Source organism: Nocardia vinacea NBRC 16497 (assembly GCF_000308835.1).
GTDB classification, from domain to species: Bacteria; Actinomycetota; Actinomycetes; order Mycobacteriales; family Mycobacteriaceae; genus Nocardia; species Nocardia vinacea.
In genome coordinates this window covers 1-26,710 of sequence record NZ_BAGN01000394.1, presented here as the reverse complement: position 1 = coordinate 26,710, position 26,710 = coordinate 1, and the positions used below count along the sequence as shown (strand labels likewise).

General features: G+C 64.0%; 24 protein-coding genes. 7 read left to right on the top strand and 17 right to left on the bottom strand.

Annotated elements, in window-relative coordinates; genetic code table 11:
- The coding region (locus tag ON44_RS49005; RefSeq protein ID WP_218007727.1) for an alpha/beta fold hydrolase at positions 1 to 980 on the top strand (980 nt) is incomplete at its 5' end.
- 212 nt (positions 981 to 1,192) lie between these two features.
- Here the strand turns inward: ON44_RS49005 and ON44_RS47375 are convergent.
- Positions 1,193 to 1,699, bottom strand: coding sequence for a hypothetical protein (locus tag ON44_RS47375; RefSeq protein WP_051182846.1), 507 nt, complete (start codon positions 1,697 to 1,699; stop codon positions 1,193 to 1,195).
- A gap of 39 nt (positions 1,700 to 1,738) precedes the next feature.
- Positions 1,739 to 1,930: a hypothetical protein gene (locus ON44_RS50920; protein ID WP_157187490.1), complete on the bottom strand. Its 192-nt coding sequence runs from the start codon at positions 1,928 to 1,930 to the stop codon at positions 1,739 to 1,741.
- A 377-nt stretch (positions 1,931 to 2,307) separates the two neighbouring features.
- Here ON44_RS50920 and sucB point away from each other — a divergent pair, with 377 nt between their 5' ends.
- A complete protein-coding gene (gene sucB / locus ON44_RS36560) occupies positions 2,308 to 3,600 on the top strand; it encodes a 2-oxoglutarate dehydrogenase, E2 component, dihydrolipoamide succinyltransferase (protein ID WP_083898369.1) in 1,293 nt (430 codons plus the stop codon).
- A 95-nt stretch (positions 3,601 to 3,695) separates the two neighbouring features.
- Here the strand turns inward: sucB and ON44_RS54255 are convergent, their stop codons facing one another.
- Both ON44_RS54255 and ON44_RS50915 read right to left on the bottom strand, forming a co-directional pair.
- A complete protein-coding gene (locus tag ON44_RS54255) occupies positions 3,696 to 3,932 on the bottom strand; it encodes an ATP-binding protein (protein WP_373283265.1) in 237 nt (78 codons plus the stop codon).
- Positions 3,933 to 3,966: 34 nt separating this feature from the next.
- Positions 3,967 to 4,608 (bottom strand): hypothetical protein, encoded by a 642-nt coding sequence (locus ON44_RS50915; protein ID WP_157187489.1) that lies wholly within the window; start codon positions 4,606 to 4,608, stop codon positions 3,967 to 3,969.
- A 377-nt stretch (positions 4,609 to 4,985) separates the two neighbouring features.
- Between ON44_RS50915 and ON44_RS36555 the strand changes: the two genes are divergently transcribed.
- Positions 4,986 to 5,420 carry a hypothetical protein gene (locus ON44_RS36555; RefSeq protein ID WP_051182845.1) on the top strand — a complete coding sequence of 145 codons (435 nt, stop codon included), beginning with the start codon at positions 4,986 to 4,988 and terminating at the stop codon, positions 5,418 to 5,420.
- 628 nt (positions 5,421 to 6,048) lie between these two features.
- Here the strand turns inward: ON44_RS36555 and ON44_RS47370 are convergent.
- The 11 genes from ON44_RS47370 to ON44_RS52170 all read right to left on the bottom strand — a co-directional run bounded on the left by ON44_RS47370 (position 6,049) and on the right by ON44_RS52170 (position 21,111).
- Complete coding sequence (locus tag ON44_RS47370) at positions 6,049 to 7,617, bottom strand: EAL domain-containing protein (RefSeq protein ID WP_051182844.1); 1,569 nt, start codon at positions 7,615 to 7,617, stop codon at positions 6,049 to 6,051.
- A gap of 27 nt (positions 7,618 to 7,644) precedes the next feature.
- Positions 7,645 to 7,998, bottom strand: a complete 354-nt coding sequence (locus tag ON44_RS36545) for an effector-associated constant component EACC1 (RefSeq protein WP_051182843.1) — start codon at positions 7,996 to 7,998, stop codon at positions 7,645 to 7,647.
- Between the two features lie 203 nt (positions 7,999 to 8,201).
- Positions 8,202 to 14,132, bottom strand: a complete 5,931-nt coding sequence (mobF, locus tag ON44_RS36540; RefSeq protein WP_051182842.1) for a MobF family relaxase — start codon at positions 14,130 to 14,132, stop codon at positions 8,202 to 8,204.
- 473 nt (positions 14,133 to 14,605) lie between these two features.
- Positions 14,606 to 14,995 (bottom strand): hypothetical protein, encoded by a 390-nt coding sequence (locus tag ON44_RS36535; protein WP_157187488.1) that lies wholly within the window; start codon positions 14,993 to 14,995, stop codon positions 14,606 to 14,608.
- Between the two features lie 95 nt (positions 14,996 to 15,090).
- On the bottom strand, positions 15,091 to 16,671 hold the full coding sequence (locus tag ON44_RS36530) for a hypothetical protein (RefSeq protein ID WP_040699059.1): 1,581 nt from the start codon (positions 16,669 to 16,671) through the stop codon (positions 15,091 to 15,093).
- A gap of 368 nt (positions 16,672 to 17,039) precedes the next feature.
- Positions 17,040 to 17,621 (bottom strand): hypothetical protein, encoded by a 582-nt coding sequence (locus ON44_RS36525; RefSeq protein WP_040699058.1) that lies wholly within the window; start codon positions 17,619 to 17,621, stop codon positions 17,040 to 17,042.
- A 114-nt stretch (positions 17,622 to 17,735) separates the two neighbouring features.
- Positions 17,736 to 18,284 (bottom strand): single-stranded DNA-binding protein, encoded by a 549-nt coding sequence (locus ON44_RS36520; RefSeq protein WP_040699056.1) that lies wholly within the window; start codon positions 18,282 to 18,284, stop codon positions 17,736 to 17,738.
- Positions 18,285 to 18,399: 115 nt separating this feature from the next.
- Positions 18,400 to 18,609, bottom strand: a complete 210-nt coding sequence (locus ON44_RS36515; RefSeq protein ID WP_040699054.1) for a hypothetical protein — start codon at positions 18,607 to 18,609, stop codon at positions 18,400 to 18,402.
- A complete protein-coding gene (locus ON44_RS36510; RefSeq protein WP_051182841.1) occupies positions 18,609 to 19,817 on the bottom strand; it encodes a DUF4192 domain-containing protein in 1,209 nt (402 codons plus the stop codon). The genes ON44_RS36515 and ON44_RS36510 overlap by 1 nt, the downstream gene beginning before the upstream one ends.
- A gap of 145 nt (positions 19,818 to 19,962) precedes the next feature.
- Positions 19,963 to 20,559 (bottom strand): hypothetical protein, encoded by a 597-nt coding sequence (locus tag ON44_RS36505; protein ID WP_040699053.1) that lies wholly within the window; start codon positions 20,557 to 20,559, stop codon positions 19,963 to 19,965.
- A 30-nt stretch (positions 20,560 to 20,589) separates the two neighbouring features.
- Positions 20,590 to 21,111: a bifunctional DNA primase/polymerase gene (locus ON44_RS52170; protein WP_281005330.1), complete on the bottom strand. Its 522-nt coding sequence runs from the start codon at positions 21,109 to 21,111 to the stop codon at positions 20,590 to 20,592.
- A gap of 122 nt (positions 21,112 to 21,233) precedes the next feature.
- Between ON44_RS52170 and ON44_RS54250 the strand changes: the two genes are divergently transcribed.
- From ON44_RS54250 to ON44_RS50905, 3 genes are all read left to right on the top strand, one after another.
- Positions 21,234 to 21,650, top strand: a complete 417-nt coding sequence (locus ON44_RS54250) for a GrpB family protein (RefSeq protein ID WP_373283267.1) — start codon at positions 21,234 to 21,236, stop codon at positions 21,648 to 21,650.
- Complete coding sequence (locus ON44_RS54245; protein ID WP_373283266.1) at positions 21,596 to 21,766, top strand: GrpB family protein; 171 nt, start codon at positions 21,596 to 21,598, stop codon at positions 21,764 to 21,766. Before ON44_RS54250 ends, ON44_RS54245 begins: the two co-directional genes overlap by 55 nt.
- Positions 21,767 to 22,062: 296 nt before the next feature.
- Positions 22,063 to 22,206 carry a hypothetical protein gene (locus ON44_RS50905; RefSeq protein ID WP_157187487.1) on the top strand — a complete coding sequence of 48 codons (144 nt, stop codon included), beginning with the start codon at positions 22,063 to 22,065 and terminating at the stop codon, positions 22,204 to 22,206.
- A 64-nt stretch (positions 22,207 to 22,270) separates the two neighbouring features.
- Here ON44_RS50905 and ON44_RS53840 read toward each other — a convergent pair whose 3' ends face one another.
- Together ON44_RS53840 and ON44_RS50900 are read right to left on the bottom strand one after the other, a co-directional pair.
- Positions 22,271 to 24,169: a caspase, EACC1-associated type gene (locus ON44_RS53840; protein WP_083898367.1), complete on the bottom strand. Its 1,899-nt coding sequence runs from the start codon at positions 24,167 to 24,169 to the stop codon at positions 22,271 to 22,273.
- 845 nt (positions 24,170 to 25,014) lie between these two features.
- On the bottom strand, positions 25,015 to 25,230 hold the full coding sequence (locus ON44_RS50900; protein WP_157187486.1) for a hypothetical protein: 216 nt from the start codon (positions 25,228 to 25,230) through the stop codon (positions 25,015 to 25,017).
- 357 nt (positions 25,231 to 25,587) lie between these two features.
- Between ON44_RS50900 and ON44_RS36480 the strand changes: the two genes are divergently transcribed.
- The gene (locus tag ON44_RS36480) at positions 25,588 to 26,391 is read left to right on the top strand and encodes a hypothetical protein (protein WP_157187485.1); all 804 of its coding nucleotides are present in this window, start codon (positions 25,588 to 25,590) and stop codon (positions 26,389 to 26,391) included.
- The last annotated feature ends 319 nt before the right edge of the window (positions 26,392 to 26,710 follow it).

The window sequence follows — 26,710 nt, the reverse complement described above, 5'->3', positions numbered from 1 at the left end:
TCACCGCCGTCGAATTAAGAAACTACCTCGTCCGAGCCACCGGAATTGAATTGTCTCCCATGGTGATATTTGATCAGGAGAACATTGCTTCCTTTGCGGAATATCTGAGGAGCGAGTTTGATATTGAACGTTCATCGGTCGAGAAAGTGCGTCCTCTGGATACACTTGGCGGGCTCTTTAGGGCGGCGCTGCGATCTGGAAAAATGGATGCAGGCTATGACTTACTCCGGGCTGCCACATGCCTTCGGGAAACCTTTGCATCGTCTGACGCCGTGACGGGTCCGCAGCCAGTTATGCTATGTGATGGACCAACTGTGCCGCAGGTTGTTTTTGTGTGCACACCGGTTTTCGGTGGAGTGGCCGAGCATGCACATCTTTCGAAGATATTTAGTGGACGCCGTCGAGTGTGGAGTGTCCCGTTGTTGGGATTTAAGCCGGGAGAACCGCTGCCGGAATCGTCTGATGTAGCGATAGAATCGGTAGCTAAATCGATAGAAGGGGTAGTTGGCGACGCGCCATTTATTCTGGTTGGGCACTCTTCTGCTGGGCATCTGGCGTATGCCACAGCTGAACGGCTCGCAGGGTCTTGTGTGTCAAAACTGGAAGGTATAGTGCTGTTGGATACCTTCGAAATGGAAGTAGGGAAAAATCTCCCTATGGATCAAATGGCAAACAGAACTCTCAGGGAGGAATTCGAAGGCGGCCTTAGCTTTGAAAGTCTAACCGCGACTATCACCTGGGTGGATTTTTTATCGAAGCTCGACTACGTCGCAGAAGACCATGATGCGCTCTTTGTGCAGTGTCGGGAGCCGGTATTCGAACTGGAACTTGAGGGTGTAAATATCGGAATAATCGCCAAACCTTGGTCGAATGCACAAACGCTCTCGGTGGTAGATTCGGACCATTTTTCGATGGTATCGAGCGATGCTGGTAAGGTTGTTGATGCCATAGAGGAATGGTTGGGACGCTCAAGAAGCTGATGTGGAGATATCGAAATGGCTGTGGGGGACGGCTCTTGCGGACGGCCCCCACACGGATCCCGTAGTGCGTACTTAACGTACGAGGGCTCCTGTCGCCGATACTGGAGGTCACCGCTCGTCGGGGAATAGATGTGGGCTGTAGCCATCTCGTCGGCAGATAGTCCATCCGCTCCTCGATAATCTGAGTGCAATGGCTAGTACTCCAGCCGCGCTTAGTTATGTAGGCGCTGGCGTCGCTGGTAGTGGGCGAGTATTGATGTCCGCGTCGCCAGGTCGACCATCGTCGGATCCCGATCGAGGGGTGCGGTGATGGCGATCAGGTGTGCCAACAACGTCGAATTTCTCCGATAGTGAGTGGGATGAGGCCGCTGCCAATGCTTTTGGGATTTCGCGGCAGTGACGGCGAGGTAGATGCCGGCGAGCATGGCCATAGCGATGTGGCGGCGGTACCAGGCGTCGTAGCGGCGGACCTCGTAGCGGTCGAGCCCTACATAGGTTTCCGCGGTCAGGGAACAATCCTCGATGGCCCATCGGGTGCCGGCGATGCGGATTGTTTCCTCGTCGCTGGTTCCAATTGGGCCACCGCACAAGTAGTAGGCGGCGATCTCGAATTCGCCCTTGGCGTTGCAGGTCAGCGAGCATCGGGCCAGTGGCGAGCGCCGCCATCCGGCGCCGGCTTCGCTGAGCGAGCCGAAGGTGGCCACGGCCCAGTCGAACATCCGGGGGCCTTTGGCTCCCGCCCTGCGGCTGCGGCGTTTTCACGCATCGGTCGGCGCGTCGGATACGACACGGTCTATGCGTGAATCACCGGCCAGCCGCACGATCGGCATGCCACTGGGGACGGCCACCACATACCCGATCCGGTCGTCGTTGAGCCAGGTCCGGAACTTCGAATCACCACCGTATGCCGCGTCCTGGGCCGGGCCACCCATCGGCAGGGCTTTCGGCATCCAGAGCTCGCCCCAGCATCTGTTGGGCAAGAACCTGTTTCGTCGCAAAATCGACTTCACCGGGCACGGCTGCCCACGGCAACGATCCTGATTACCTATCCACGATTTGGGCAGATGCAACTCGAGATCGATCAGAGCCTGCCCCTGCTTGAGGCATGGGTGCAGAACACGCCTAGCTGGGCTCTGCCGTCACACACTGCCCTGCGTCGCGTGTGATGGCGACGAATGCAAAGATGGTGATCTAGAACGTGAACCACACGGATTCTGTTGCCACATAGAATGATCAGTGGCGTGCGGGTGTATGCCGCGACCGGCGGCGCGCACCGGCGAGAGACGTCTGGTGTAGACCCGTCGAACAGTTGAAGGAGTCAACCGATATGGCCTTCTCAGTCCGGATGCCTGCCCTTGGTGAGAGCGTCACTGAGGGCACTGTGACTAGGTGGCTGAAGCATGAAGGAGACGCGGTCGACGTCGACGAGCCCCTCCTCGAAGTATCCACCGACAAGGTGGACACCGAGATTCCGTCACCTGCAGCAGGTGTGCTTACCAGGATCGTGGCCAATGAGGACGACGTCATCGAGGTCGGTGGTGAACTGGGTGTGATCGGCGAAGCCACTGCTTCGGCAGCTACTAGGCCGGCTCCGGCTTCTACCTCGGCTAGAGTCGCGGTAGAAGCCCCAGCACCCGCTCGGAACTTGGCGCCCGCATCGATCCCGGCCCCGGCACCTTCGGGTAACGGTGACACCCCGTACACGACCCCACTGGTCCGTAAGTTGGCAGCCGAGAACAGTGTTGACTTGTCCACGGTGAAGGGCTCGGGTGTCGGAGGCCGCGTCCGCAAGCAGGACGTGGTTGCCGCCGCGGAGGCCCTGCAGGCCCCGGCGGCACCCGCCGCAGCAGCGAAGACCCCGGCCGCCGTGTCTACGAGTTCCCGGCCCGAACTGCAGCACCTGAGTGGCACCACGCAGAAGGCCAGCCGCATCCGCCAGATCATTGCAGCCAAGACGCGGGAGGCGCTGCAGACCACCGCACAGCTGACCCAGGAGCACGAGGCCGACCTCACCAAGGTCGCAGCCCTGCGATCGCGGGCGAAGGAAGCATTCGCTGCGCGTGAGGGTGTGAACCTGACCTTCCTACCGTTTTTCGCCAAAGCAGCGGTCGAGGCGCTGGGTGTGCACCCGAACATTAACGCCTCCTACAACCCAGAGGCCGGGGAGATCACCTACCACTCGGCCGTCCATCTCGGCATCGCCGTGGATTCTGAGCAAGGCCTGCTCTCCCCGGTTATCCACAATGCCAACGACCTGTCGCTCACAGGGCTGGCCCGGGCCATCTCCGACATCGCCAACAGGGCCCGTACCGGTGGTCTGAAGCCCGATGAGATGGTCGGCAGCACGTTCACTATTACTAATATCGGCAGCCAGGGCGCCCTATTCGACACGCCGATCCTGCTGCCGCCGCAGTTGGCGATGCTGGGTATCGGCGCGATTGTAAAGCGGCCCATGGTGATCGCCGATGACGGCAGCGAGTTCATCGGAATCCGCTCGATGGCTTTCCTGCCGCTGACCTACGATCGTCAGCTGGTCGACGCCACCGACGCGAACCGTTTTATGGCTACTATCAAGCATCGGCTTGAGACAGCCGCATTCGAGGCGGATCTAGGCCTGTAACAGGAAAGTTCAGGACACATGAAGGGTGGGCAACGACAATCTCTTCCAGATGAGATCGCCATGCTGGTGGAACCGGGGAGCCGAGTGCTGTAGATCTACGGCAAGGTGATCGGCAGAGGTGTCTCGCCGGTTCCGGGCGCGCCTAGGAATGCGGGATTCACTTTGGCGGTGACGAAGGCTCGGGGGTTTCCAGATGGATGATGGTGTCGTGTTTTGGGCGAGGGATGGTGGTTGAAGTCGAACTCTTCGAGGGACTTTCGTGATGGAAACCGGGCCGCGTGGATGCGGCCCTCACCACTGTGAGCCTCGCGCGCGGCGGCCTCGCCTTGCAAACAGGCGGCGAGGCATTCCCCGTGGATCCAGCTTTCACAGCACGTTCGGCAAGCCGGTCGACTGTGCGAGACGGACAATGCCCTGAGAGCTTTCGCCAGAGAGTCGATTTCGGAGCCGACATTGCGGCACCATTGATCGAGGCTCGGTGGCTATCAGGCGATCCCTTCGCGGTGAAGGGGAGAATAACCCTTCGTAATCAGCGAGATCACGGTTCTCGACGGAGGTGTCGAGCACTGGAACCGCAGCCAAGCGGCGAGATCGCCGCAACTGCGCGGCCATAGCGGCAGGGGCGGGATCGTTGATGGACTGGTGGCTGGCCCAATGGCACTGATGTTGGCCGAGTTTAGTTGTTGCGCAGGCAATCACGACTTGATATGGATCGGCGCGGATGTCTTGCGGCCCATCGCGCTGGGATACACCGAGCATTCGTTGGATTCGGGGCGAAGGTAGTGGTTGCGTGGATAGGCGCCAATCGACGATCGGGTCAATAGGTGGCGGCTTGACCATCGCGCTGCGATCGGCGGCCCCGTGGTCGATTAGGCGGCAGCCGCGGCGCCTGTGCTTGCGTTGGTTGACCTCGTTGACCCAGTCGCCGAGCTTGGTGTTGAAATCGTAAGGGCTGGTGAAGGTTAGACTGAGGGAACGAGTTTCGCGAAAGCCGTCGGCGTGTTCCATCAGTCACTTGGCCGTGGAAGCGCCGGGCTGACGATGGACTTTCCTGATCCCCAGGGCCTCCTTGGAAGGTGTTCATCGCATCCGTCATCTGGGGTTTGTTATCTCGCTACTGTCTGACTGCAGAGTCGTTGTCCCACACAAGCACTCATAGCCTTCGCCGAAGCTGGAACCCAGCGGAAGCGCCTGGACGACAGGTTCGGGCTCGGCGCGGCGGTTTGTGGTTTTAGGGGTTGGCTTTTGGGTGGGCGTATCGGATGATGGTGTCTGACAATGCTTTCCGTAACTAAGGTTCTGGTGGGCTTGGTTCCGGCTTGACGTCTGGCCATAGCGACCTGATCGCGGAAGCAGTGATCCACCGGACGGTAGAAAGGGCACTGATGGCGGAGACAACCGGATTGACCGGCTACGCAGCAGATTTCATGGGCATCGCCAACAGTTACGCGGAGATCTGGAATCAGCCGGACCCCGTGCTACGTCGTACCGCTATCGCCAATCTCTGGGCTGCTGATGGTGTTGGGTACCTTGAGGGTGTTCGGTTCTCTGGGCACGACGAGCTCGACACCCGCGTCACCGACATCTACGGAAAGTTCGGCGCGAGCGGTAAATACCGGGTGAGGCATGCTGGCGACACAAGCGTCCATCAGGACGTGATTATGTTCACGATCGAGGTGGTCACCCTTGACACCGACGAGATCGCTTGGGCAGGAAGAGTCTTTCTGATTCTCGACGGCGACGGCCGGATCAGGGAGGACTACCAGGTAACCGTTCAATTTGCGGTTGAGCTGCTCCCCATTGGCGAATCGCCCGCGTAGCGCGAAGCGGCGTTCTCGACGAGGGGGTCAACCTGGCCAGAGCCACGCAGGCGATCCGGCTCGCGGCCAGGTTGAACAGTTCAGGGTACTGCCGCCACAGGTGCGCAGGGGAATCGCCAAGTGTCCGCCGGACGAGAGGAACTAGGCGGCGCTGGTGAGGATGCGGGCGAATCCAGGCAGCAGTCGGCTGAGGCCTACTTGTTTGGCGTCGCGGCGATCGGGCACCGCGCCGTTGCGATGGTTGGGGGCCGCCGCAGCCGCACCCGCGCGTGGTGCACGGCGGAGTTGGCCACATCTGTCAAGTCCACGCTTGCATCGCCCGTCAGTGCAGTATCGTGGGAGTCCTTGGCACACAGATGATTCTGACAGGTTTGGGGGGAAGGTACTCAGCTTCCATGCCGATCCGAGAACACACTCGGCCACTGCGGGGAAAGCCTGTCGACCAGACGACTGGCCGCTGAATCCGCCGATCGATTTGTGGGATCCAGATTTGGCGGAGTGGGAGATCAGCGAGGATGAGTTCGAACGAACCTGGATCGCCGCGTAATCCGCCGCGGTCGACTGTGATCATCAGGCTCACGGGTGTGCTGACTCTCTCAGCACGGCAGCGCTATGTCGCGAATGGCGATTATTGGGAGGTCGGTTCGGCGTGCTGGCCAGAGTCCATCGGCCGTGGCAAGTTATCGATGAATCCGTCGCGTGCAATAAGAGCGCGAGTGTCTTCGCCGGGTATCGGGGCCGAGTAGAGGAAACCTTGTCCGCGAAAACAGCCCAGCTCGACCAGTATTCGGGCGGCTTCCGGTGTTTCGATTCCCGCAGCCGAAACCACTAGTCCGAAGCTTGCGGCCAGGCCGATGATGGCCCGCACCACCATCGCGTCCTGATTGTCGGCTTCCAGTTGGAGCACAAACGAGTGGTGGATCTCGAGGTAGTCGACTGGTAGCTGCCGCAGCATCGCTAACGAGCCGTTGTACGTTCCGAATCCACCGATGCCCACTTTGATTCCGAGCCGTTTCAGACCGCGGACGACAGCGACAGCTGACTCGAAGTCGGTGTCGGCGTCTTCGGCGAGTTCGATCGATACCGATGCGGCTTCGATACCGGTGCGGCGGATAACCGCATCGAGGGTGTCGACGAACTCCGGTTCCGCGAGCAGTAGAGGCGAGATGTTCATCCGCAGCGTCATGTCTTGCGCGAGCCCCTGCGTCCGCCACCCGACGAACTCGGTGCAGGCGGTGCGGATGACCCACCAGCCGAGTTCGGGTGCGAGACCGGCCTTTTCGACGGCACGGAGAAAGGCCGACGGCAAGAGCAGTCCCCGGTCGGGATGATTCCATCGCACCAGGGCCTCGACGGCCACCAGTGCTCCCGTGCGCAGATCGACTTCAGGCAGATAGTGAAGCACCAATTGCCCGGACCGGATGGCGTGACGCAGTTGCAGCTCGAGTGAGGGACCGCCCGATCGGGATCGGTTGCGAATCAACCCGAGTTGGTCGAGCAGGGGGTTGAGGTCGGCCTGCGGTTGACGCAGCCCGACTGCTGTTAGTTCATGGCAGAGTTGCCGGTGCAGGGCGGGCAGAGTCAATAGTTCATGGCCGCCGGGCAGGCCTCCACTCAACAGGCGGATGAGACGACCGGTGTAGGCGGGGTAGGTCTCGGCGTCGAGCTTCTTCGAGATCCCGTTGGGCGGTGCGGATGTCAGGATGGCCGTGCCTTCGGTGACGATCTCGTTCAGCAGGCCCTGTCTGTCTGCGGACTGGTTGACGCCGAGTGCGCGTCCGGAATAGCAGCAGTCCACGATCACGACCTTGGCAGCAGCGGGGCTGTCAACATAGAGGTCGCGGAAGGCCTCGAATGGAACGCCACCGATACCGGGACGGTCCGGATGGGTATTTGCCACCGCCAGATGCAGCTCGCCACGCCGGGGACCGAGCACTCCATGCCCGGCGAAGTAGATCAGCAGCAGATCGCGGGCCTGCGCCGCCGCCGCCGCGACCGCATGGCCGATTGCCGATGGCGAGGCGGTTTCTGGAAGAAGGGTGCAGTAGTCGGCAAGCAGCGATCCGTGTACTGGATCGCTGAGCACATCACGCAGCTCGGCCGCGCCTGCATGTACACCCGGAAGATCCGGCAGATGCTCATAGCAGTCGATCCCGATAAGGACCGCATGCGAGGTCTGTTGATCCGGTAACCGCATCTCGGCATTCCCTTGCGCCGCTTCAGCTCACCCGTCGGCGTCCAGGACCGCTTGCAGCAAAGCTGCCACATCTGGCACACGCTCAGCGTCGACAATCACCGACTGCCCACTGACGTTGCGAACCTCGATGTGGATGTCGGAATGCCGTGGCTGGGCGAACCAGGTCTTCAGCGATGTAGCCAGCACCGATAACACCCCGCCACCGCCGACCGCGACGGTGGCCAGCTCGACCAGCGAACCCATGTCGCCGGGATTCGGAACCGCGTCGGTCACGGTGACTTTTCCGCGCAGTTCTGGCTCTGCACGCAACCAGCGGACTAGTTCCCCCATGTGCCAACCGGGGTCGGCGCCGATGATCGACAGTGTCAGTTCCGTGTACATTGACTGCCCCCGCTTCGCCCGCGTGATCGCCGAGCCACTGTGGACGATACCGCGATCATCGAAGTCCGAGGCCCAGAGCCGATTTCGAACTTACCGGAACCCCGAACCTGGCAACATCTGTTCGGAAGATCACGTTGGGTTTACGCGCCTGTCGGTCGGCAATTTCCGGTGAAAGCGTCACAACGGTTTCGCGCTGCGCTCACTCACAGTCCGAAATCGTGTTCCTGTTGTATCTGGCTGATGTCGACGGGATCGTCGAAGTAGTCGAAGCTTTCGTCGTCGGGCCCGCTGAGTTGTTGACGTAGTTGTTGTTCGCTGGCGGCTTCGGTGGGGTTCAGTTGGGTGCGTCGGTGTTGTTCGGATAGCAACTGTTCGAGTTGTTGTTCGAAGTAGGCGATGCGGGCGGCGTGGGCTTGTTCGGCTGGGTCGATGTTGGCTGGCTGTGGGGTGGTGGGTGTGGAGGCAGGCTGAGTGTCGGCGGTCAGGATTTGTTCCCATTCTTCGGCGGGGCCGGCGATCTGTAGCGCGTGACGTTGGGCGTTGCGGGCGGTGGTTCGTGCGGAGTCCCTGAGGTTGGTGCGGCGTTGTCGTTCGGTTTCGAGGCTGGTGATCTGGGTGTTGAGGGTGCGGCGTTGGTTACGGCGGTAGACGGGTGTGTTTGCGAGTGTGGTTCTGGCTCGGTTGATTTGGGTGGTGAGGGCGCGGACGGCGCGTTCGGCGTCTTCGAATTCGCGGATGCTGGTGTGGGCGTTGTGGATGGCTTGGCGTGCTCGTTGTTGATGGCGGACTGGTTCGTCGTCATGGGGGTCGGGATGGTTCGGTTTGGGGTTGTAGATGATTGCGTCGGTGTCGGCGAGTGCGATGCATTGGTGGAGGTCGTTGATGCTTTGTTGGAGTTCGGTTTCGCTGAGGATTCCGAGTGCGTCGAGCGTGGGTGTGGTGACTGGTTCAGGGAGGGGATGAGCTGTGGTCCATGCGGTGATTTGCGCGCGGCCGACAGGTCCGCTGGCGCGCCAGTCGCGTCGCAGTATCGCGCGGACTGCTTCAGGTGGGTGGGTGGCGGCGATGTGGTCGCAGCGGGCTTGGATGTGGTCGGTGGGGTCGTGGTCGGGGATGGCGGGTTCGTTGTTGTCGCGGCAGTCGCCGCAGAGTCCGTCATCGCTGCGGCGCAACGAGATCGGCGTGGTGTCGATGTGGGCGCGTTCGAGTCCGCAGCCCACGCAGCTGAGGCCGTGGCTGTCGGGAACGGCGGCGAGGTCGTAGTCCAGGACGTAGCCATCGGGCTGTGATTCGGGGATGAGGTCGCGGTTGTAGTGGTGGGGAACTCCTTCGGGTAGTGACTGATCGAAGGGGTTGTCGTCGATATTGGCGCGGGTATCGAGGTAGTCCTCGACCGCTTTTGCGGTGTCTTCGTCGATCGGCTGCGGGATCGTGTCGGGTCGGCTCGACTCCGTGCGGGTGGGGTTGTCGCGGGCGGCTTCGTGGCGCCGGTTGCGGCGATATGTGGGTGCGGCGGGGGTGGCTGGTTGGTATACGTGCGGATCGCTGCTGGGTGTGCAGGCTTCGATGAGTGCGCGATGCTCGGGGAATTGGTCGGCGGCGCGGCGTAGCCGGGCGAGCGCAACGGGAAATGCGTAGTGGTACAGGGTTTCCGCGACTCGTTCGATGATTGCGTGTTGTTCGTCGGTGGCGTTGTCGGTCAGTTCGCGGAATGCAGCTACAGCGGTACGGATCTGGCCGGTCCGTATCAACTCTGCGATTTCGCCGATGTCGACCGGGACGCTCTCGGTCTCGAAATCGCCACTGTGGGGGTGTGTTTCCGGATGGTCCCCAGTGATGGTGTTGGACGGACGGTCGGATTCGGCGTCGACATGCACGCTGGGTTCGGCATCGACGTTAGGTGCGTTGTCGGTGGGGTTGTGTCGTAGGAGTGCGTCGATGCGCCAGGCGAGTGCGCTGGCGAGTTGGTCGGGGCGTAGGGCGTGGGTGTGGTCGGGTTGGGCGGCTTGGAGGAGTTCGTGTGCGGTGGTGAGGAGTTCATTAGGTGTCCAGTCGGTGCCGGTGGCGCGGTCGATGGCCGCGACGATGCGCGGCCACGCCGGATCGTTGATGACCCGGTCGGCGGTGTCGGTGCCGAGGATGTCGTGCAGTTCCGTGGTCCATGGCGGGCGCAGATCGCGGTCGCCGCGGTCGCCGTCGAGCGCGGAGGGTTCGAGTTCTAGGCGTGACCACAATGCGGCGGCGGGCATTTCGTCGGGCAAGCGTCGCAGAGCAGCGGCGTCGCGGAGGCGGGTTTGGATGTCGATTCCGGCGCGGTCGGCGAGGTCGAGTTTGTCGGCGAGGGTAGGCCAATAGGGGTCGGTGGTGATGCGCTCGTCGAGCTGTTTCACCACGGGCAACCACTTGTTGACGGGCCGATCGATATCGCCCACTGCCTCGGTGACGCGAGTGTTCAGTAGCTCTTGATGCTCGCGTTCGAGCACGGTGTGCCGGGCGGGTCCGGTGGGGCGCAGGTCGCGGTCATCGACATGCAGGGAGGCTCGCCAGACCGCGAGGTCGGCGAGCAGTTGTGGGTCGCTACCGATGAGGGGGCGTGCCCAGAACGGTGCTGTGGCCGCGGTCCAGTCTCGGGCGTCGGCGCGGATCGCGGTGGCGAGGTCGGCGACGATCCGCGCTCGCGCCGCGAGCTGCCCGGAATCGGTGTCCTCGTCCAGGCTGCGAGGCAGCCCTCGTGTCCAGGGCAGCGGCCCGACCCCGCACGAATGCGTACCGGAAGGGTCCAGGCGCCAATCCAACACGGCAGCAACATCGTCGGCGGTATCGAGTTCCCGCACCGCCGCAGCAGTGTGCAATGCGGTGATCGGATCAGCTCCGGTGAGCGCGATGATGGCCAGATGCTGCCGCAATATCGGGTAGGCGGGGCAGTCGGTAAGCCCGGCACGCAGCGCTTCAGCCGCGGCATCGAGCGCGGTGAGTCCGTCGCTGCCGAGGGCGTTTTCGGCGGCGATACCGATCGCGTCGAGGTAGATATCGACCGCGCGGCCGATACGACGGAACGGATTCAGTGTGTCCCGCAGCTCGGTGTGCGCGGATTTCTGCGTGCCGTCACGGCCGAAAATGCGCAACAGGACTTCGACAGCGGTGCGCGGAAACACCGCAGGCTCGCTATAAAACGACGTCTCGCTACCGTCCAAAGTGGTCGGCACGTAGGCGTGGTTTGCGTGTGCGCCACGGGTCATCGCGACATACAACTGCGCGCGAGACTCGTATCCGGTGAGCGCGACATGACACGTTTCAGCGGTCACTCCTTGCGCCGAATCGATCGTTGTCGCGTACCCGAGACGCACAAACTCGCGCACATATTGCGCGGGAAGTGTCACCATGTGACCGCGTTCGCGACCCGAACGCAACTGGGCGACGGTCAAACTGCCGTCGTCGTGCACGCCGGAAACTATCCACCGATACCCGTTGCGAACCCAATCCGCATCGCCCACACGCAGCCGTCGATCGTTGCGGCGGGACAGGATCGTGTCACCCACCGACGCACAAAGCCCGTCAGCGAGAGCGCATTCCGACCCGACCGGTGCACCGGAACGAGCCATCCGATCCTGGCGAGCGCGCTGGTTGAGCTCACCGACGATGTCGTGGGTGGCCGCGAGCATGATGCTGTCGCGACCGCCCAAGTGGTCATCGATCCACTCGGTGTAGGTGTCGTCGTGGGTGGTAGCGGCAGAGCCAGAGTGGATACGGCGGTGATCGAGGTAGAACCCGAGCGCGGCCGGATCCCCCTCCCGCAAAAGCAAACTCGCCGAGGCTTCGCCAAGAGAGGCGAAGCGCACGACGTGGCTGAGGGTGAGCGCGCCGTTGTTGGTGGCGTCGTTCATGTCGGTGTGAGCGCCACCGGCCTCGATCGAGGGCAACTGTTTCGGGTCACCCAGGCAGCGGATCGTCGCGCCCCTTCCGGCCAGGAATTGGAGCAGGCGCAGCCGTTTGAGGTTCCCGATCTTGATGTGTTCGTCAACGATCACCAACGTGTCGCTGTTGATCTGTAGGACCCATTGCGGCAGTGATGGTGGTGGTCGATTACTTTCGCGGGCAAGGTTTTCTAGTGTCGGCGTGTGGCGGCCCAGGACGTCGAGGAGTTTGTCGACGGTCTCCACCCGCGCCCCGATCGAGGTACCCAACTCCGCTGCCGCGGCCGCGGTGGGGGCGAGACCGAGGACGGTGCCGCCGCTGGCGTGCCAGGCGTCGGTGAGCACGCGCATGGCGGTGGTTTTGCCGGTGCCGGCGGGGGCGTCGATGGTGTGCACGCGCAACGGCGAGGACGCGAACCCATGCACGGCCGCGATCTGCCCGGCGTTGAGCCGTTTGTCGGGGTGGGTGGTGTTGTATGCGTCTACCGCTTGTTCGATGGTGGCGGAAGGGATTTGGCGGCCTCCGGGTTGGACGGCGAGGTCGATCAACTGCTGGGTGACACCCAGTACGTGCTTGGAGGTGTAGACCTGAGACCCGGCGCGGGTGTGCACGCTGGTGCCGTCACGGCGGGCGAACATCACCGGCACCGCTTGTAGTCGCGGCTCGTCGGCGATATCGGGATCTCCACGCGCGACTACCTCACCTGGTGAGAGCGCCTCGGCGACGACGGCTTCGGCGACGCGTTCCCACTCACCGAGGCGTATGTGTCCGCGGATTTGGCGTTCGGTTTCGCTGCGGATGTGGTGGTATTGCCACGTCGAACGCTGCGCCGACACCGTCTCGACCACCGTCGCGGCGGTGCGCGCGATCCACGCCCCACCGACCGCCGCACGCGCCCGCCGCACCGGATTCAGGGCGGCGGAAACCATCCGCGCCAACTCCTCCCGCCCACCCAACAATGTGACAGCTTGGGCGCGCCAGTCGCTGCGCTGCTGAGCTCGTGAGCGCATGAGGTGTTTGTCGGGACGGGTTTGCAGGGTCGCGCGGTCCATCAAATCGAACATCTCCGCCGGTAGCGGTTCGCGCCCGAGGCGGCGTTGGAACTCCACGGTGAGCCGTCCGAGATGTTTGGTGATCGCCGCATCACGCGCAGACCACAACTCGTTCAACCGTGTTGGGATGCCAACAATTTCGCGGATCGGGCGTTTGGACGGGTCCAGGCCGGGCCGTTCGGTGAACTCCACACCCACCATGTCCTCGAGGAACAGCTCCAAGCTGGTGTTGTAGATCTCGGAGACGGTGACCACGTTCTGGTAGATCATCGCGCCGTCGAGGGTTCGCCACTGCCCATCCAGTGTGCGCACACGGTTGGCGATGAGCACGTGCGTGTGCAGGTCCGGGTCACCGGCACGGCTTTCTCGATGCGTGAACACCGCCGCAACCAGGCCCTCGACATCGACCTGCCGGACACCGTTGCGCCCCAGCCTGGTGAAGATCGCGTGCTGTTCCAGCCATCGCACTGCCACCTCGACCGCGCCGTGGTGGGCGTCTTCGATCTTCTCCGCGACCGCCCTCGGTGCCAGCGCCCACAGCGCGGAGACGGACTTGACGGGACTGAAAGTGATGTCGAAACCCGCGACAGCGGTCGCTTTCGGACGCGAGTTCCGTGCCACCCAGCTCGACAATTCACGCGCATCCAAGGGAGCGCGGTCGTACTGTTCGGTGAACATTTCCGTCGCGATTTCGGTGCGGATTCGCGCACAAATGTCATCGGGAATAGTGTCATCGAGGCCTGAACCGTTCGCGGTATTGTGTTCTTCGTAGGCTTGCGCGCACCGTTTCCGGTATTCGGTGACGTCGGAATAGACCCGGAAAGGATGCCCCAACTTCGACGCTTTATCGGCCGCGCGCGAGGCGTCTTTGATTTTCGCACCCGCATCCATCTGCTCATCGAACACGCGCGCTTCGATGGCGTCGGCGTTCGGGTGACGACCCAACCCGAACAGCGACTTCATCTGATCCTCGGTGACCTCATCACCGAGCCCGATCCCCAACGCCGCCAACCCCGTACCATGCCAACGCCCCGGCGACTCCCCATGAACCGAGTAATAGTCGGCCAGGCTGGACCGGCCGCGAGCGGGATCATCATTCGCGGCCACATTACGCAGGTAATACTGATAGCCATTTCCTGCGACGACTTTATGCAGTGTCGCGGTCATACCTCCAGCAAGCACCACATCCACGATAAAAGCCAGACTCGCAATTCACCTAATTATCGGCAAATCAAACAAAACCCCTGGACGTTATAAAATTGTGACAGCTGTGGGCGCTGGAGAACGATAAATGATGCGTCAACAATCTTGGAATCGGTGCAAGAGTGTCGCAGGGCAACAGTTCCCGATAGTCACCTGGGGCGCCGCGACGTTGTCATATTTCCGGCGATAGTCCCAGATCGTGCCCTCGATGCAAGAGGTCTGGTTGTGAGAAAGGGGAAAAGAGAGGGGAGGAGGTGAGTAGTAGAAGAAGAAGTGTATAGGAGGTGAGGTATGCGGGTGGGTGGATGAGGGTGAGGTGATGTGGTGAGAAGTGTTGGGGTGGAGAGTGAGCAGATATGGTGGTCGGGAGGGTGCTGGTGAGTGGGGCCGGGTTCATACGCGCGGTCCCGGCCCCTGGCCGTCGGCGGTGCGAGCGCTCAGGCGAGTGGCGCGGTGATGCGCGTCCACCCGGCGGACTCGCAGGCGTAGTGGCGGTCGTCGATGGCGACGACGTCGCCGACCGACAGGGACCGCAGCCGTGTGTCGGCCCACGCGTCGGCGTGGGCGTGGTCGTCGGGGTGCTCGGGGTGGCCGTTGAACGCGGCGAAGGCGCGCTCGAGGATCATCGCGTCGGCAGAGGGACCTGCGGTGGGGACGGCGTACTCGTAGGCGAGGACCAGCGGCGCAGAGGGGGTGTAGCCGTGCAGCAGGGAGTGCGGGTCGCGGTTGAGGAACACCCGCACGGTGACAGGACGACGCTGTTGTGTGAACGCGCGGTGCAGCATTCGGGTGAGACGGCGTAGGCCGGTCGGGGTTCGGTGCATCACGTGGACTCCTGAAGGTAGGGGTGGTGGACCGGTCCGCCGTGGGCGCGAGGCAGCCACGGCGAACCGGCGATCACAGCGAGACAGCCGATGTCGGGTCAGGCCGCCTGCGACTGACGGGGGCGGGCGGGGGTGAGGCCGAGGTCGATGCGGCAGGTGAGGCAGTAGTTGTCGGCGTGGATGACGGCGTAGCGAGTGCAGCCATCGCAGCGGCCGTGACGCTGATCGGCACCCAACCTCACCCGCCCCTTCCGCACAGCGGCCCGGGGACGCGGTGCTCCCTCGGTGGCGGCAACCTCGGCGGCGCGTTGGAGCGGCTTGGCCGGGTTCGGGGTCAGCTCGGGATGAGTGGCGAGGAAGCGGGTGATGTGGCGGCAGATCGGATGCGGTGCCGCCCGGTGCCAGACTTCGACGATCAAGGCGTGCGCAGCGGCAGGGTAGGTGGCGGCGAGGAATTCACAACGCGAGACAACGAAGTCCTCGACGGTGAACTCCTCGGGCAGTGCCGCGATCCCGGGCTGTCCGTCGGCGCGGCAGGAATCGCAGAGCCCATCATCGGAGACCAACTGTCCGTCGCGGATGTGGATGGGGCGCTGGTCGGTCATGGGGCGTTCGATGAAGCAGGACACGCACCGCCATCCCATGAGCGGGACCATCGCGGCGTCGTCGTAGTCCAGGCCGTTGCCCTGGTTCGGGATCTCCGGGCGTGCGTCGTCCCGCACCCGCAACCCGGTGCGGGCATCGGCGAACGCCTTCGCTTCGTCCTCGGTGATCCGGCCGCTGGGCCGCGGCGCACCGCCGTGACCGCGTCGGCGCGAACGCGGACCCCGCGGCGCGGTGTCGTCGTGGCTGTCGACGTAGTCGCTGGTGCGTTCGTCCAACATCTGGTCGGTGTGCTCGCCGTCGCGGTCGCGGCGGGCGCTCCAGGCGGCGCGATGCTCGGTGTCGTACTGGCCCGCAACGTAGTTGACGTAGACGCGGTCCCAGAGTTCGGTGGCGTCGGCGTGGTCGTGGGCATAGCGACGGCGCTGTCGCTTGGCGCGTTCCTCCTCGGAGTCGGGATCGGGCACCGGAACCTCGATCGGGCGCTGCTGCGGTTCGGGTGCCGCGTCGGGGTCGGCGATGGTGGTGCCGTCGGTGAACATGCTGCCGGTCACGTACCCGGTGATGACCGCCTCAGTCGCGATCGCATACGGCAGCAGGTGGGCACGGTGATCCCCAGGAATGCTCGGCGTGGGGACCGGGCGGGCGTGCGTGCGCCCAGCGACCTTGTCGGGGGCGTTGCGGGCGGCGTCGGTGGCTCGCGACGGGACGCGGTGGGTGATCAGCGGCCGGTAGCGGTCACGCACCGGCATCGGCGGGAGTTCGGCGGCGGTGTAGGAGACCTCGACGATCTCGGGCAGTTCCCGGGTGTGCAGGCCGGGGTCGGTGTCGGGGGCGCAGCGGTTGATCAGCTCCCGGCGTTCGGCGTCGGCTGTCTTCCATATCGCGTCGAGCCGCTTGTGCGCGGTCTGGAAGGGGTAGCGGGTGAAGGTGTCGGTGAGCTCGTCGAGGAACGCACGCTCGTCCGGTGTTGCGAGAGCGAGCACATCGGGGAACATCTCGCGCGCGAGGCGCGGGCTGTCGAGGTGGAAGAGCAGGTCCAGGTGGAACAGAGCATCGAGAAAAGCACTGGGCATGACGAATGTCCTGTCTCGCGAGGAAAAAGGAAACCACCCGAGAGATCGCGTGCGCTTTTTCGCAACACGAGGGGTGGGCGGCTGGTCGGGTGACCCGCCTGAAGGGCGATCGACCAGGGTGGTGAACGACGCGGCGGAGGGAACGCGCCAACCTCGGGTGGGCGCGAATTTCCCGCGCACACAACCCAACCCACACCCAGCCCACTAGGCGTCGCGCCGGAGGGAAATTCGTGCACGCACGGGCGCGGGCACGCAGGCGCGGCGCGCGCCACCCTGGTAGCCCTTCAGTCAGGCGGGGCGCACGACCAGACGAACACCCCGGCTACCCCACCCGACCCCGCTTGTGTTCTTCCTTCGCGAGACCGGGGTCAGGCCACCAACAGCGGACGATCCGCGAAGTAGGCATCGGCGTCGGCTTCGCCACGGCGGCGACGTGCGGCGCTGCGTTCATCGCGGGCACGGTGGCGCAGCATCACAGCCCCGACAGGCCGGAGCGTGTGGCGGGCGCGGCGGCGCGCGATCGCCTCAGGCGTCGTCCGGGCCGCCTCGGTCGCCTCGGTCGGGATCGCGTGCAGGCGAAAGTCATCGGCGAGATCACGGACCGGGGTCCGCGCCCACCGACCCAGTTCGACTTCCACCGGCACCTCGACGGCGTCAGCGGCCGCGTACAGACCGGTATCACCGTCGGTGACCTCACCGCGCTCGGTGACGGGTGCTCCAATGCGAGCGCGTGCTATCGAAACCACCCGCGCCAGCGCCGTTTTCGGACTGTGGGCGAAGGCCCGGTGGATGAGTCCGAAAAACGCCCAGTCCTCGGCAGTGACGCCGTTGAGCGCTTGGCGGAACTCCAGGCGCGCCCGATACGGTTCGGCGTCGATCAGCTCGGCGAGGGCAGCGATATCGGACAGCAACGGGGTCACCGCGATCGCGGTGCGGGAAGGAAAGGTCATAGTCACATCGGCTCCTGATCACGAAAGTGGAATGGACAGAGCGGGATTCGCTTCGGCGGACGACACGTGCCCCGGCGGCGTCAACCGCCGGGCACCGTATGGTGAGCAGGTAGATCAGAACTGGGGGTCGTCGTTGCCGGTGCCGCCGCCGAAGGAGCCCGCGCCGTTCACCGCCCACGGGTCGTCGGTCCCGCCGGTGCGGCTGGCGGCTGCTGCCGCGCCCACCAGTTCGCCGGACCGGTCATCGGAATTCGCGCGAGCGGCCGAGCGCCCGAAACCGTTGTCGCCGTTGGTCCCCCGTTTGACGCGGTTGACCTTCGCCGTGGCAAAGCGCAATGACGGGCCGAGCTCGTCTACTTCGAGCTCAACGACGGTGCGGTTCTGGCCGTCGGGGGTCTGCCAGCGGCGCTGCTTCAGCCGGCCAGCCACAATCACACGCGAGCCCCTGGTCAAGCTCTCCGCGGCATTCTCCGCAGCCTCGCGCCAGAGATTGCAGCGCAGGAACAACGCCTCCCCGTCTTTCCACTCCCCGCTGTTCGGGTCGCGGAAGCGGGGCGTCGAGGCGACGGTGAAATCAGCGACCGCCACACCATTCGGGGTGAAACGAAGTTCCGGGGCGGCGGTCAAGTTGCCTATCACGGTGATAACGGTGTCTCCGGCCATCGGGGTGCTCCTTCACTATTCACGGGGGATGTGGTGTGCGACCACGGCGTGGTGCGCTGGTCAGGGACGTGTGCGGGTCGTGGCGTCGACGGCGGCGACTACTTCGGGGCGGTGATCAGGAGGGAAGGTCGCCGACGGGTGCGGCGGTGAGGGTGATGCTGGTGACGCGGTCACGGGCTCCGGGTGTGTGAATCCGCACCTCGATACGCGCTGTGAGCGCGCCGGGTGCCGGGGATCCGGTGTGCCAGGGTTCGAACCGGTCCTCATCGAGCGCGGGCAGGTTCACTCGGATCCACGCCACGAGTTCAGCGGCGCTACCGATCACTACAGTGCGGTGTGGTCTGGAGCCGCATAGCTCATCGGATCGGTGCCGAGGTCGATGCCGAGGTCGGCGGCGATCCCCAGGCCGCAGGAGGCCAACCGGCGCAGGGTGTCAGGGCGCATTCCGGTGTGTAGCGCTGTTTCCAGCAGGGTCGCCATGGAGTGTGCGGGGTCGGCGTCGCGGGCGGCCTGAAGGGCGACGCCCGCAAGGGGGCCGTCACCACGGATGTAGGCGCTGTAGGCGAGAAGTGTTGCGGCATCAGCACGGTCACTGCCCGACAATGCTCGCGTCAGTGCGGCCCACAGGTTTTCCGCGGTGGCGGCGTGCTCACCGATGGCTAGGGCGAACAGCGAGTCGCGCACGGTCCGATCACGCAGCGCGGCAGCCAGTTCCGCGTATTCCGGGGCGGTGAGCGCCCCACCGGAGTCGGTGTCGGCGATTTGCCACAACACGAGTTCGAGTGCGCGCAGGTGATATCCGTCGGGATCACCGCGCCGGACCGCCGTCTCGTAGCGTTCGTGCGCGCGAGCGTGGGCGCTGTCGAGAAGGGCGGTCACCTGCGCGACTAGGTCGTCATCGGGGGCGACCAGATCGGTCAGCTCCGAACGGTCGCTGCGGATCGGGCGGCCGCCGAGTACATGCGCAACGGTGACCATCGACGCCGCCGGGTCCGGCAGCACCCCACGACGATTCGCCTCCAGCAGGCTCCACCACCGCTGGTCTTTCTCGATCGCACGCACGGCCCACGCGCCCTCGAGGAACACCTCTTGCTGTGCGAGCCGCTGCGCGAACGCGGCGACGAGCGCGGCCCACGGCCCAGTAACCGTCGCGCTGTGTCGCGGTTCACGCACCCGATCATCGACGATCACCGCGAGCACCTGCGACGCCCCCTCCGCGGCACAGATCTGCGCCACAGCCTGTGCGTACGCCGTGGTCAGACGACGCTGACTCCTGCCGCGGGGTTGCAGATCGAAGCGCAGTACCGCGTCGATGATCGGACTGCGCTTCGGATTCGGTGCATCCCGCAGCACAGCGACTACCAGGGACCGCTGCGGTACGAACCCGACCATCGCGGGCACCGCGACAATCAATTCCCCGGGATCATCGACATGCAACCTGTCCGCCGCCGTGTGGTCCTTATAGGTCGGGCCGGCGATTGAGGGTGTCTCGGTGCTGGCTGGCCACTCGGCGTCGTCGGTGTTGTCGGGCATGGGCTTTCGTCTCCTTCGCAATGTTGGTGGTGGGTGCGGTTCGCCGGAGGTTGGCCGTGCCGGGTCCGGCCGCTCGGCTCGAGGAATGCGACCGGTTGGGTCGACCCCGCGGCAGGAAGACGCAGTGGCCTCCCGGCGGGGCGGATCAGGGGTGCACGCGCCCGGCGGTGTGTCGCCTTACGGGAGTGGTGAGGATCAGCGGGCGGCCCTCACCCATCCAGGCGGAATGGATGTTGCTGTGGAGTGAAAGTCGGCCCCGCTCAGGCGATGTCCGGTGGTGGCGGGAAGCCCAGTCACGGCCGAGGAGGGCGTCGAACCATGCCCCGCCGACGGTGAGGCGATCCCGATCGACGACGACCGCAGAGAAGTCGGCGTGCGGGCCCGCCGTCTCGCCTACCTGGAACGAGTTCGAGGTGTGGCGGGATTCGGGTGAACAGCCGTGCTGCTGCAAGACGGTGGACACCGCAGTGCAGCAGGCAGCAGCCCAGCGGCGCGCCCGCGCGGGCAATATCCGGCGCAGACGTCGCGCCACCGGTCGTGGTCGCGCGTGTTTTCTGATCAGGTGTGCTGTGATCGGGGCATCGTCGAGGTCGACGCGGTAGGTGTCGCCGTCGGGTTCGATGACGTCGAAAACAGTGGTGTTCGAGTCGGGCGCACGATAGATGTCGAACGCCGCGAACGCTGCTGAGACCGGATCGTCAGCGCTGACGTCGATCTCCCAGCGGACGTAGTACTCGGGCACGATGGGTCTCCTGATCCGATGGCAGGGGATTTAGTGGCGCAGCCGTCGGGGGCGTGCGCGGCTGTAGCGGAATCCGTTGCTGACGGTGGGGTGCGCTTCGGCGGCGGTGAATCCCTCCACGCCGATGTGGGCCGCGGCGGTGTCGAACAGGACGGTGCGGGCGTGGTGTTCGCTGACTTCGTCGGCGGCCACGAGCCGCCCGAGGACCAGCGCCGAGCGGAACAGGGTGTGGTTGCGCAGGTGCACCCGCGCGCGGGCGACTCGCTCGGCTTCCCCGGCAAGGATCGCCGCCAGATAAGAATCCGGCGCGACTGCAACCGACCTGCTCCAGCCACCGGTCGGTGGCGGAGGCGGCGGTGGCGGCAGGAGTAGAGCGATCAGCATGCCGGGAAGATCGGCGACCGGCCGGTTCTCGGCCACGGTGTAATCCCCGTGGGGCGTACGGGATCCGGGGGCGACGATGTAGCCGCCGTGCCCGCGGGAATCGATACCGTCGCCGATGCGTGCCACCGTGCACCGCAATATCGGCTCGTTCGGGGCACGGTAGTACAGGTGCCAGCCGGACGTTATCGCCGGGTCTTATTGGAAATCGGAAGTATTTATGCAGGTGAGTGTGTTGATTCGATCGATGCAGCGATTGCTCGCCGCGCGGTTAGTGACCTGGGGTGGCAGACATGAAAGTTGGACTGGTCGATCACGATCCGCAGTGGTCGGCTCGTTTCATCGGGCAACGTGACCGGGTGTCTATGGTGCTGGCGAGGTGGCTGGCGGAGCCAGTCGAGCACACTGGATCGACAGCTGTTCCCGGACTGCGGTCGAAGCCCGTCGTGGATATGCTCGCTCCGGTCGCCTCACTTGCCGAGCGAGATGGTGACGGCACCGTCTATGGGCGGTTGGTTGTATTGGCTCCAGTACCCGCAAGGGGACAGACGGTTGTGGTTATTGCGGCCCCGTCCGGAACATCGGACTCATCATCTGCATGTCGTCGTGCACGGGCACCCGCGGGCGCAGGCGCTACGCACCCTTCCGGGACGCTCTGCGACAGGACGCGGCACTGGCGAAGGAATATGAGCAGTTCAAGGCGTGTCTAGCGCGAGAGAATCCAGTCGATCGCGATGCCTATACCAACGGCAAGGCGAAGTTTGTCGCCAGAGTGCTCGCGGCGGCAGCGATTTCGGATCCCGCGGACGAATATCCAGCCGGGTAGGCGGGCCGCCAGCGGTGGTGCGCTATCGGCCGATTCGATGATCACTGTCGGTGACTGCCTGCTGGAACTCTTGCTGGTGCTGCGTAAACGCGGGCTGTCTTATCGGAGGATCGCCGCGTACCTCAATGAGAACGAAATCACCACTGCCACTGGTGCGCTCGCGCGCTGGAATGGGAAGACGGTGTGGAGTCTGCTGCACACCAATAGTGCGCATCGCTACGCGCGGCGCCACGCTACACCGGCGGCAGACCGGCCTTTGTGCTCGGTGCCACGGGCGTCGACCTGTAGGAGCCACCGTGCTTCAATCCCTGATCGAACCTGGCCTGTCCTCGACCACGGGCCTGGCCCTGCACCGAATCACCGTCGCGATGCTCGCCTGGATCGCGGTCGACGCCCCGACCGAACAGCGTCGACGCGCTCCAGGTCCTCGCCGGGCCTGATGGGTGGCCCACGACCGCGAGAGCCCCTACGCGGGCTGCGCAGTAGGGTTCTGTGCTCGGTTCCTCAGGCTATGGTGGCATCGGAGTGGAGGTCATCGAGACGCGCGTCGGCGCGCCAGCCGTTGCGACGGAATTCCTCCATCCACTCCGCTGTCGCGGCGCCTTCAATGATCACCTCGAGCGTCTCGGCGAACCGAGACCGCAGATCCATCGGCCCTTCCGAAACATCGGCGATGTAGCGCTGTCCGGCCAGGGCGGCCGCCAGTGTCCGACTGATGCGATCCGGATCAGAGTCCGGGCTGAGGTGCATGTGTTCGATGGCTCGCACCACCAGCAGCCGGATAGCAGCCGCGAGGATGTGCCCGCCGCTAGCCGGGAAATCGCGGTAAAACTCCGGCTCGATGATGAGCTGGAGTTCGGCCTGGACGATAACGTCGCTCTGCATCCGCAGCGCAATCTCGTCGATCATGCCGTGCAGCGCGTCAAGCGGTCCGAGATCGTTTCTGGTGAGCCATCGTTCGGTCGATGTCCGGTAGCGGTCGCGCGCGGCATACATCACCGCGTGAGCGATTTCTTCCTTGGAGTCGAATTGAAAGTACATGGCGCCCTTGGTCGCCCGAGATCCTTCCAATATGCGGTTGAGCGATGCGGCGGCATAGCCGCTTTTACTGAACTCAACGGCGGCGGATCTGATGATCGCCGCCCGTGTCCGGCGGGCCCGCGCTTGCGGCGGTCGCGCCACGCTCGGGATATCAGAGGTGACTGTGCTGTATTGGGTGATGAGGTTCGCTCGGCTGGGTTCCAGTCGGTGGGACGCTGCGCGGTTGGGCGCCAGCGCGAGGGGGCGGGTACCGGTTTGACCTGCGAGGTGAGGGATCGGGAATTCCCCGGTTTGTTCGGCCTGCCGCCGCAGTTCCTGGTACAGAATCTCGATGTCGAGTATTGGGGGGCCGTGCGGGATTCCTTGTTCGAGGATGTTGTTGAGCGTTCGGGTGAACAGGGGGCCGTCGTCGTCTCGGAGGGCGGCTTGGTAGGGGCCGGCGGCTGTCAGCACGAGGCTGGTGGGGATGTAGGACAGGCCGTCTAGGGCGCCCTGGGTTTTGGTGGCTTGCCCGGAGTAGCAGGCGTCGAGGACGACCACGGTGCGTTTGGCTTTGCTGGCAGTGATCAGGTCGCGGATGTCTTGGAAGGCGATGGCGGTGTATTCGGCATCGGGGTCGGTTTCGGGTCCGGCGAGTAGCAGTTCGCCGCGGCGGGATACCAGGCCGTGTCCGGCGAAGTAGAACAACACGGTATCGACTGCGGATTCGGTGGCTCGTGCGATCGCATCGAGGAGTTCGGTCCGTGACGGCGCGTCGAGGAATGCCACTGTCGCCGGATCGAAGACCGGTTCGTCGGAGTCGGTAATCAGATCATGGAGGCGCTGTACTTGTTCGGAGGTTCCGGGGAGGGGACCGAGGGTGGGGTGGGTGTAGTTCGAGATCCCGGTGAGCACTGCGGCGGAGGCATTCCGGTCGGGCAAGGCGGCGCCCATGGTGGTGACGGCGCCGGTGAACTCCTCGGGGGTGCCCAAGGCGGCAGTGGACTCGGCAGGGTGGGCAGGCGAGGAGACGGTGGTGGCGAGAGTGGCGGAGTTGTAGATCTCGTCGCGCAACGCCGTCTGGAACAGGTCGTCAATCTTGTCGCACCAGTCATCGACGGTCTCGTTGTGCCGGGTCTTCCGCTCGCATGCTATTTCGGCGAGGTACTCGGTGACTTGAAGCAGTAGATCGGGGCTGGGGAGTTCGCCGGAGACGAACAGTTGGTGGACCGAGGTCTTGCCGACGCTGATGCCCTTGGCTTTTATGCCCTTGGCGATGGCGTCCATGCTCGGCCAGTTGGCCTTGCCGTGTAACTCGAACAACGTGCCGATCAGGTCGCGCAGCGGTCCGGGCGGGATCGGGGGCATCTGCAGCCGGGCCACACACCACTCCTGCCTCGAAATATCCGCGTTTGTCCGCGTTTGTCCGCGTCTGTGGGGTCACTGTACGGACTCGGCGTCGAGTTGGCTGGTGATCGCCGAGGCTGGGCGCGGGCGTATTCGGGGGCCGAGTGCATCGCTGATTCTTTCCTTGCGACATCGAAATACGTTGTCGCGCAGTAAGGAAAGGGGCGTCCGGTGATGGCGCACTGTTCAGATGACCGGCGCGAGTCGGATGGAAGATCCACCCGCCGGTGCATGGTCGCCGAGTTGCTGCGGCGCTACTGCGAAATGGCGCGCGGGGGTTTCGAGTTCGCGGTGCGTCGTTGTTGGGCGAGTATCAGTCCCCGGTGTCGGTGGGTTCGCGGGGCAACTGATGCGTATGTGGTTCGCTACGGCGGCCCGGCGCGTGCTTCGATCGAGCTGATTGCGGGTGTTTTTGAGTGGCTGGGCATCGTGCTGGCGGTGTGCGGTCATCACGAGCTGGCGATGATGGCCGGTTTCGCCTCGAAGCTGTTGCGTTGGGCCAGCAGCGATCTGGTCTGTCGAACTGTCCGCTCTGGAGTCGCGGTCATGAGGGGCGCGATGCGGTGGGGCGGGCAGTGTTGTCGAAGAGCTGTTCGGCGCTGGGGCACGGAGATACGCCGCATGTTTCGATGTCGGCGGTAACGGCACCACCATTGTTGAATGCCCCTGGGGTAACGCCCAGGGGCATTTTCGGTTCGTGGGCGGCGTAGCAGGCGTGTAGTCCGAAGTGGGTGATGCCGTGACGAAAAGGGCGTCGGGTGCGCCAGTCGGAGAGTCAGTCGTGCATCCCCGTTGGGCGTCTCGCCCGGGGCGGTGGGGCGTCAGCGGCTTTCGGGAGCGGCGTCGGTGATGATAAGGGCGACGAGGCCGTGGAGCTGGGTGTAGGTCGGTGTAGGCGCCGCGAAATCATCGTCCCGCGCTGGGCTGCGCTGGCCGGAACCATGGAAGCCATACTGCCCGAATCGATCTCGATCGCAGTCAAACGCCTCTTGGCAGGCAACCGGCTGATCACCGACGGTCGACACCGAGAAACGCAAGCCCTACAACGCTAGAGCCTGACCGCGCCCGCCACCGGCTCGGCCAGCGCTGCCGCACCGGCCAGGCGAACACCCATCCTGGACACCGGAGGCGAGTTAACATCCGACCGGAACAAATGGCTCATAGGGCCGGAATTCGTTAGACAGCAGTTGTATGACCATGTGCCCAGTGGCAGTGCGGACGTGTGGTCCGATCACATCGGAGGAGGGGAGGCCGGATTGTGTATCCGGCCTCCCGATGACCTGGGTGCGGAGGTGAAACACATCCGCAGGGACGCCTCGTACCGGCTTGGGACCGGTCCCAGGAGTTGCCTAGCAAGAGTGCGGTCCATCGGTCCCGGATGTCAAGGTAGATGCATGACGTCCGTAGTCGTATGGGCCGGTGTAGATTCGCGCGGAACAGCATCGCTCTATATCGCGACTGACAGTCGGGTGACGTGGGCTCCTGGCGCGTCGAGATGGGACCAAGGGCGTAAGACATTCGCGTGCACCAAAGAGCCCTTCATATTCGGCTATTGGGGTGACGTCCTGTTCCCGGCACTTGCCCTGCCACTGGTGCAGGAACAGGTCGATCGAGGGATGGTCGCGTCCTCACCTGGGGTTCGCGCGCATCAAGCGATCGAGCACGCAATCCGTGGCCTGTGGTCTGACTACCCGGACGGTCAGCGCCGCGACCTTGGCATTGTGATCGGCAGTCGAGCTGGCAACGGTATGTCGGCGCGTCTGCTGCTGTCAGTACTGACCTACTCGAAAAGCGCTGACAGCTGGCAGCTCTCCGAGGTTTCAATGCCCGACCACTCCGCATCGCTCCACATAGCAGGCAGCGGATCCAGCGAAATCCGCAAGGCGCAACAACTCTGGGATGCCAGCCCTGCGCGCGACACGAGTCGGGCCGTCTTCAGCGCTTTCTGCGAATCGCTTGCCGAGGGCCGCGACTATGGGTCAGGAGGAGCCCCACAGCTCGTTGGGATCCGCCGGGTCGGACCTGCGATGACCTACGGGGTGGTGTATAAAGACCGCCGGTATGTCGCAGGTCGATCGGTCAGCCAAAGCGACGTTATGTCGATGACAGACGTACCTTGGTTCAACGAATTGTTTGAGATAGCCGATCCCATACGAAAGAAACGCAAGTCGGGAAGCCAGGCCCACTTGCCGCGCTAGCCGATCCACGAATCGGTCACCGCCAACGATGCTGCACGCAGCGCGCTGATCGGCATGACCAGGTACTGGGATTGGCGTGCTTAGGGTTGGTTCCGTGCGAGCTGCCTGCGCTGGTGAAGGTCATGTTGGACCGTGCGCTATTCCCGTGGCTGCGCTGGTGAACTCCGGCATCTGCCATCGGCGTGGGTTTGTCGAACACGTGGTAGTAGCCGAATAGCGTGCGTCGCCCTATCCGCTAGCCGCATGAGAATCGGTCATAGCAGCATGACAGTCAGATACAGCATGTCTTGTTGACACGTTGACGGCGCTCACTGAAATT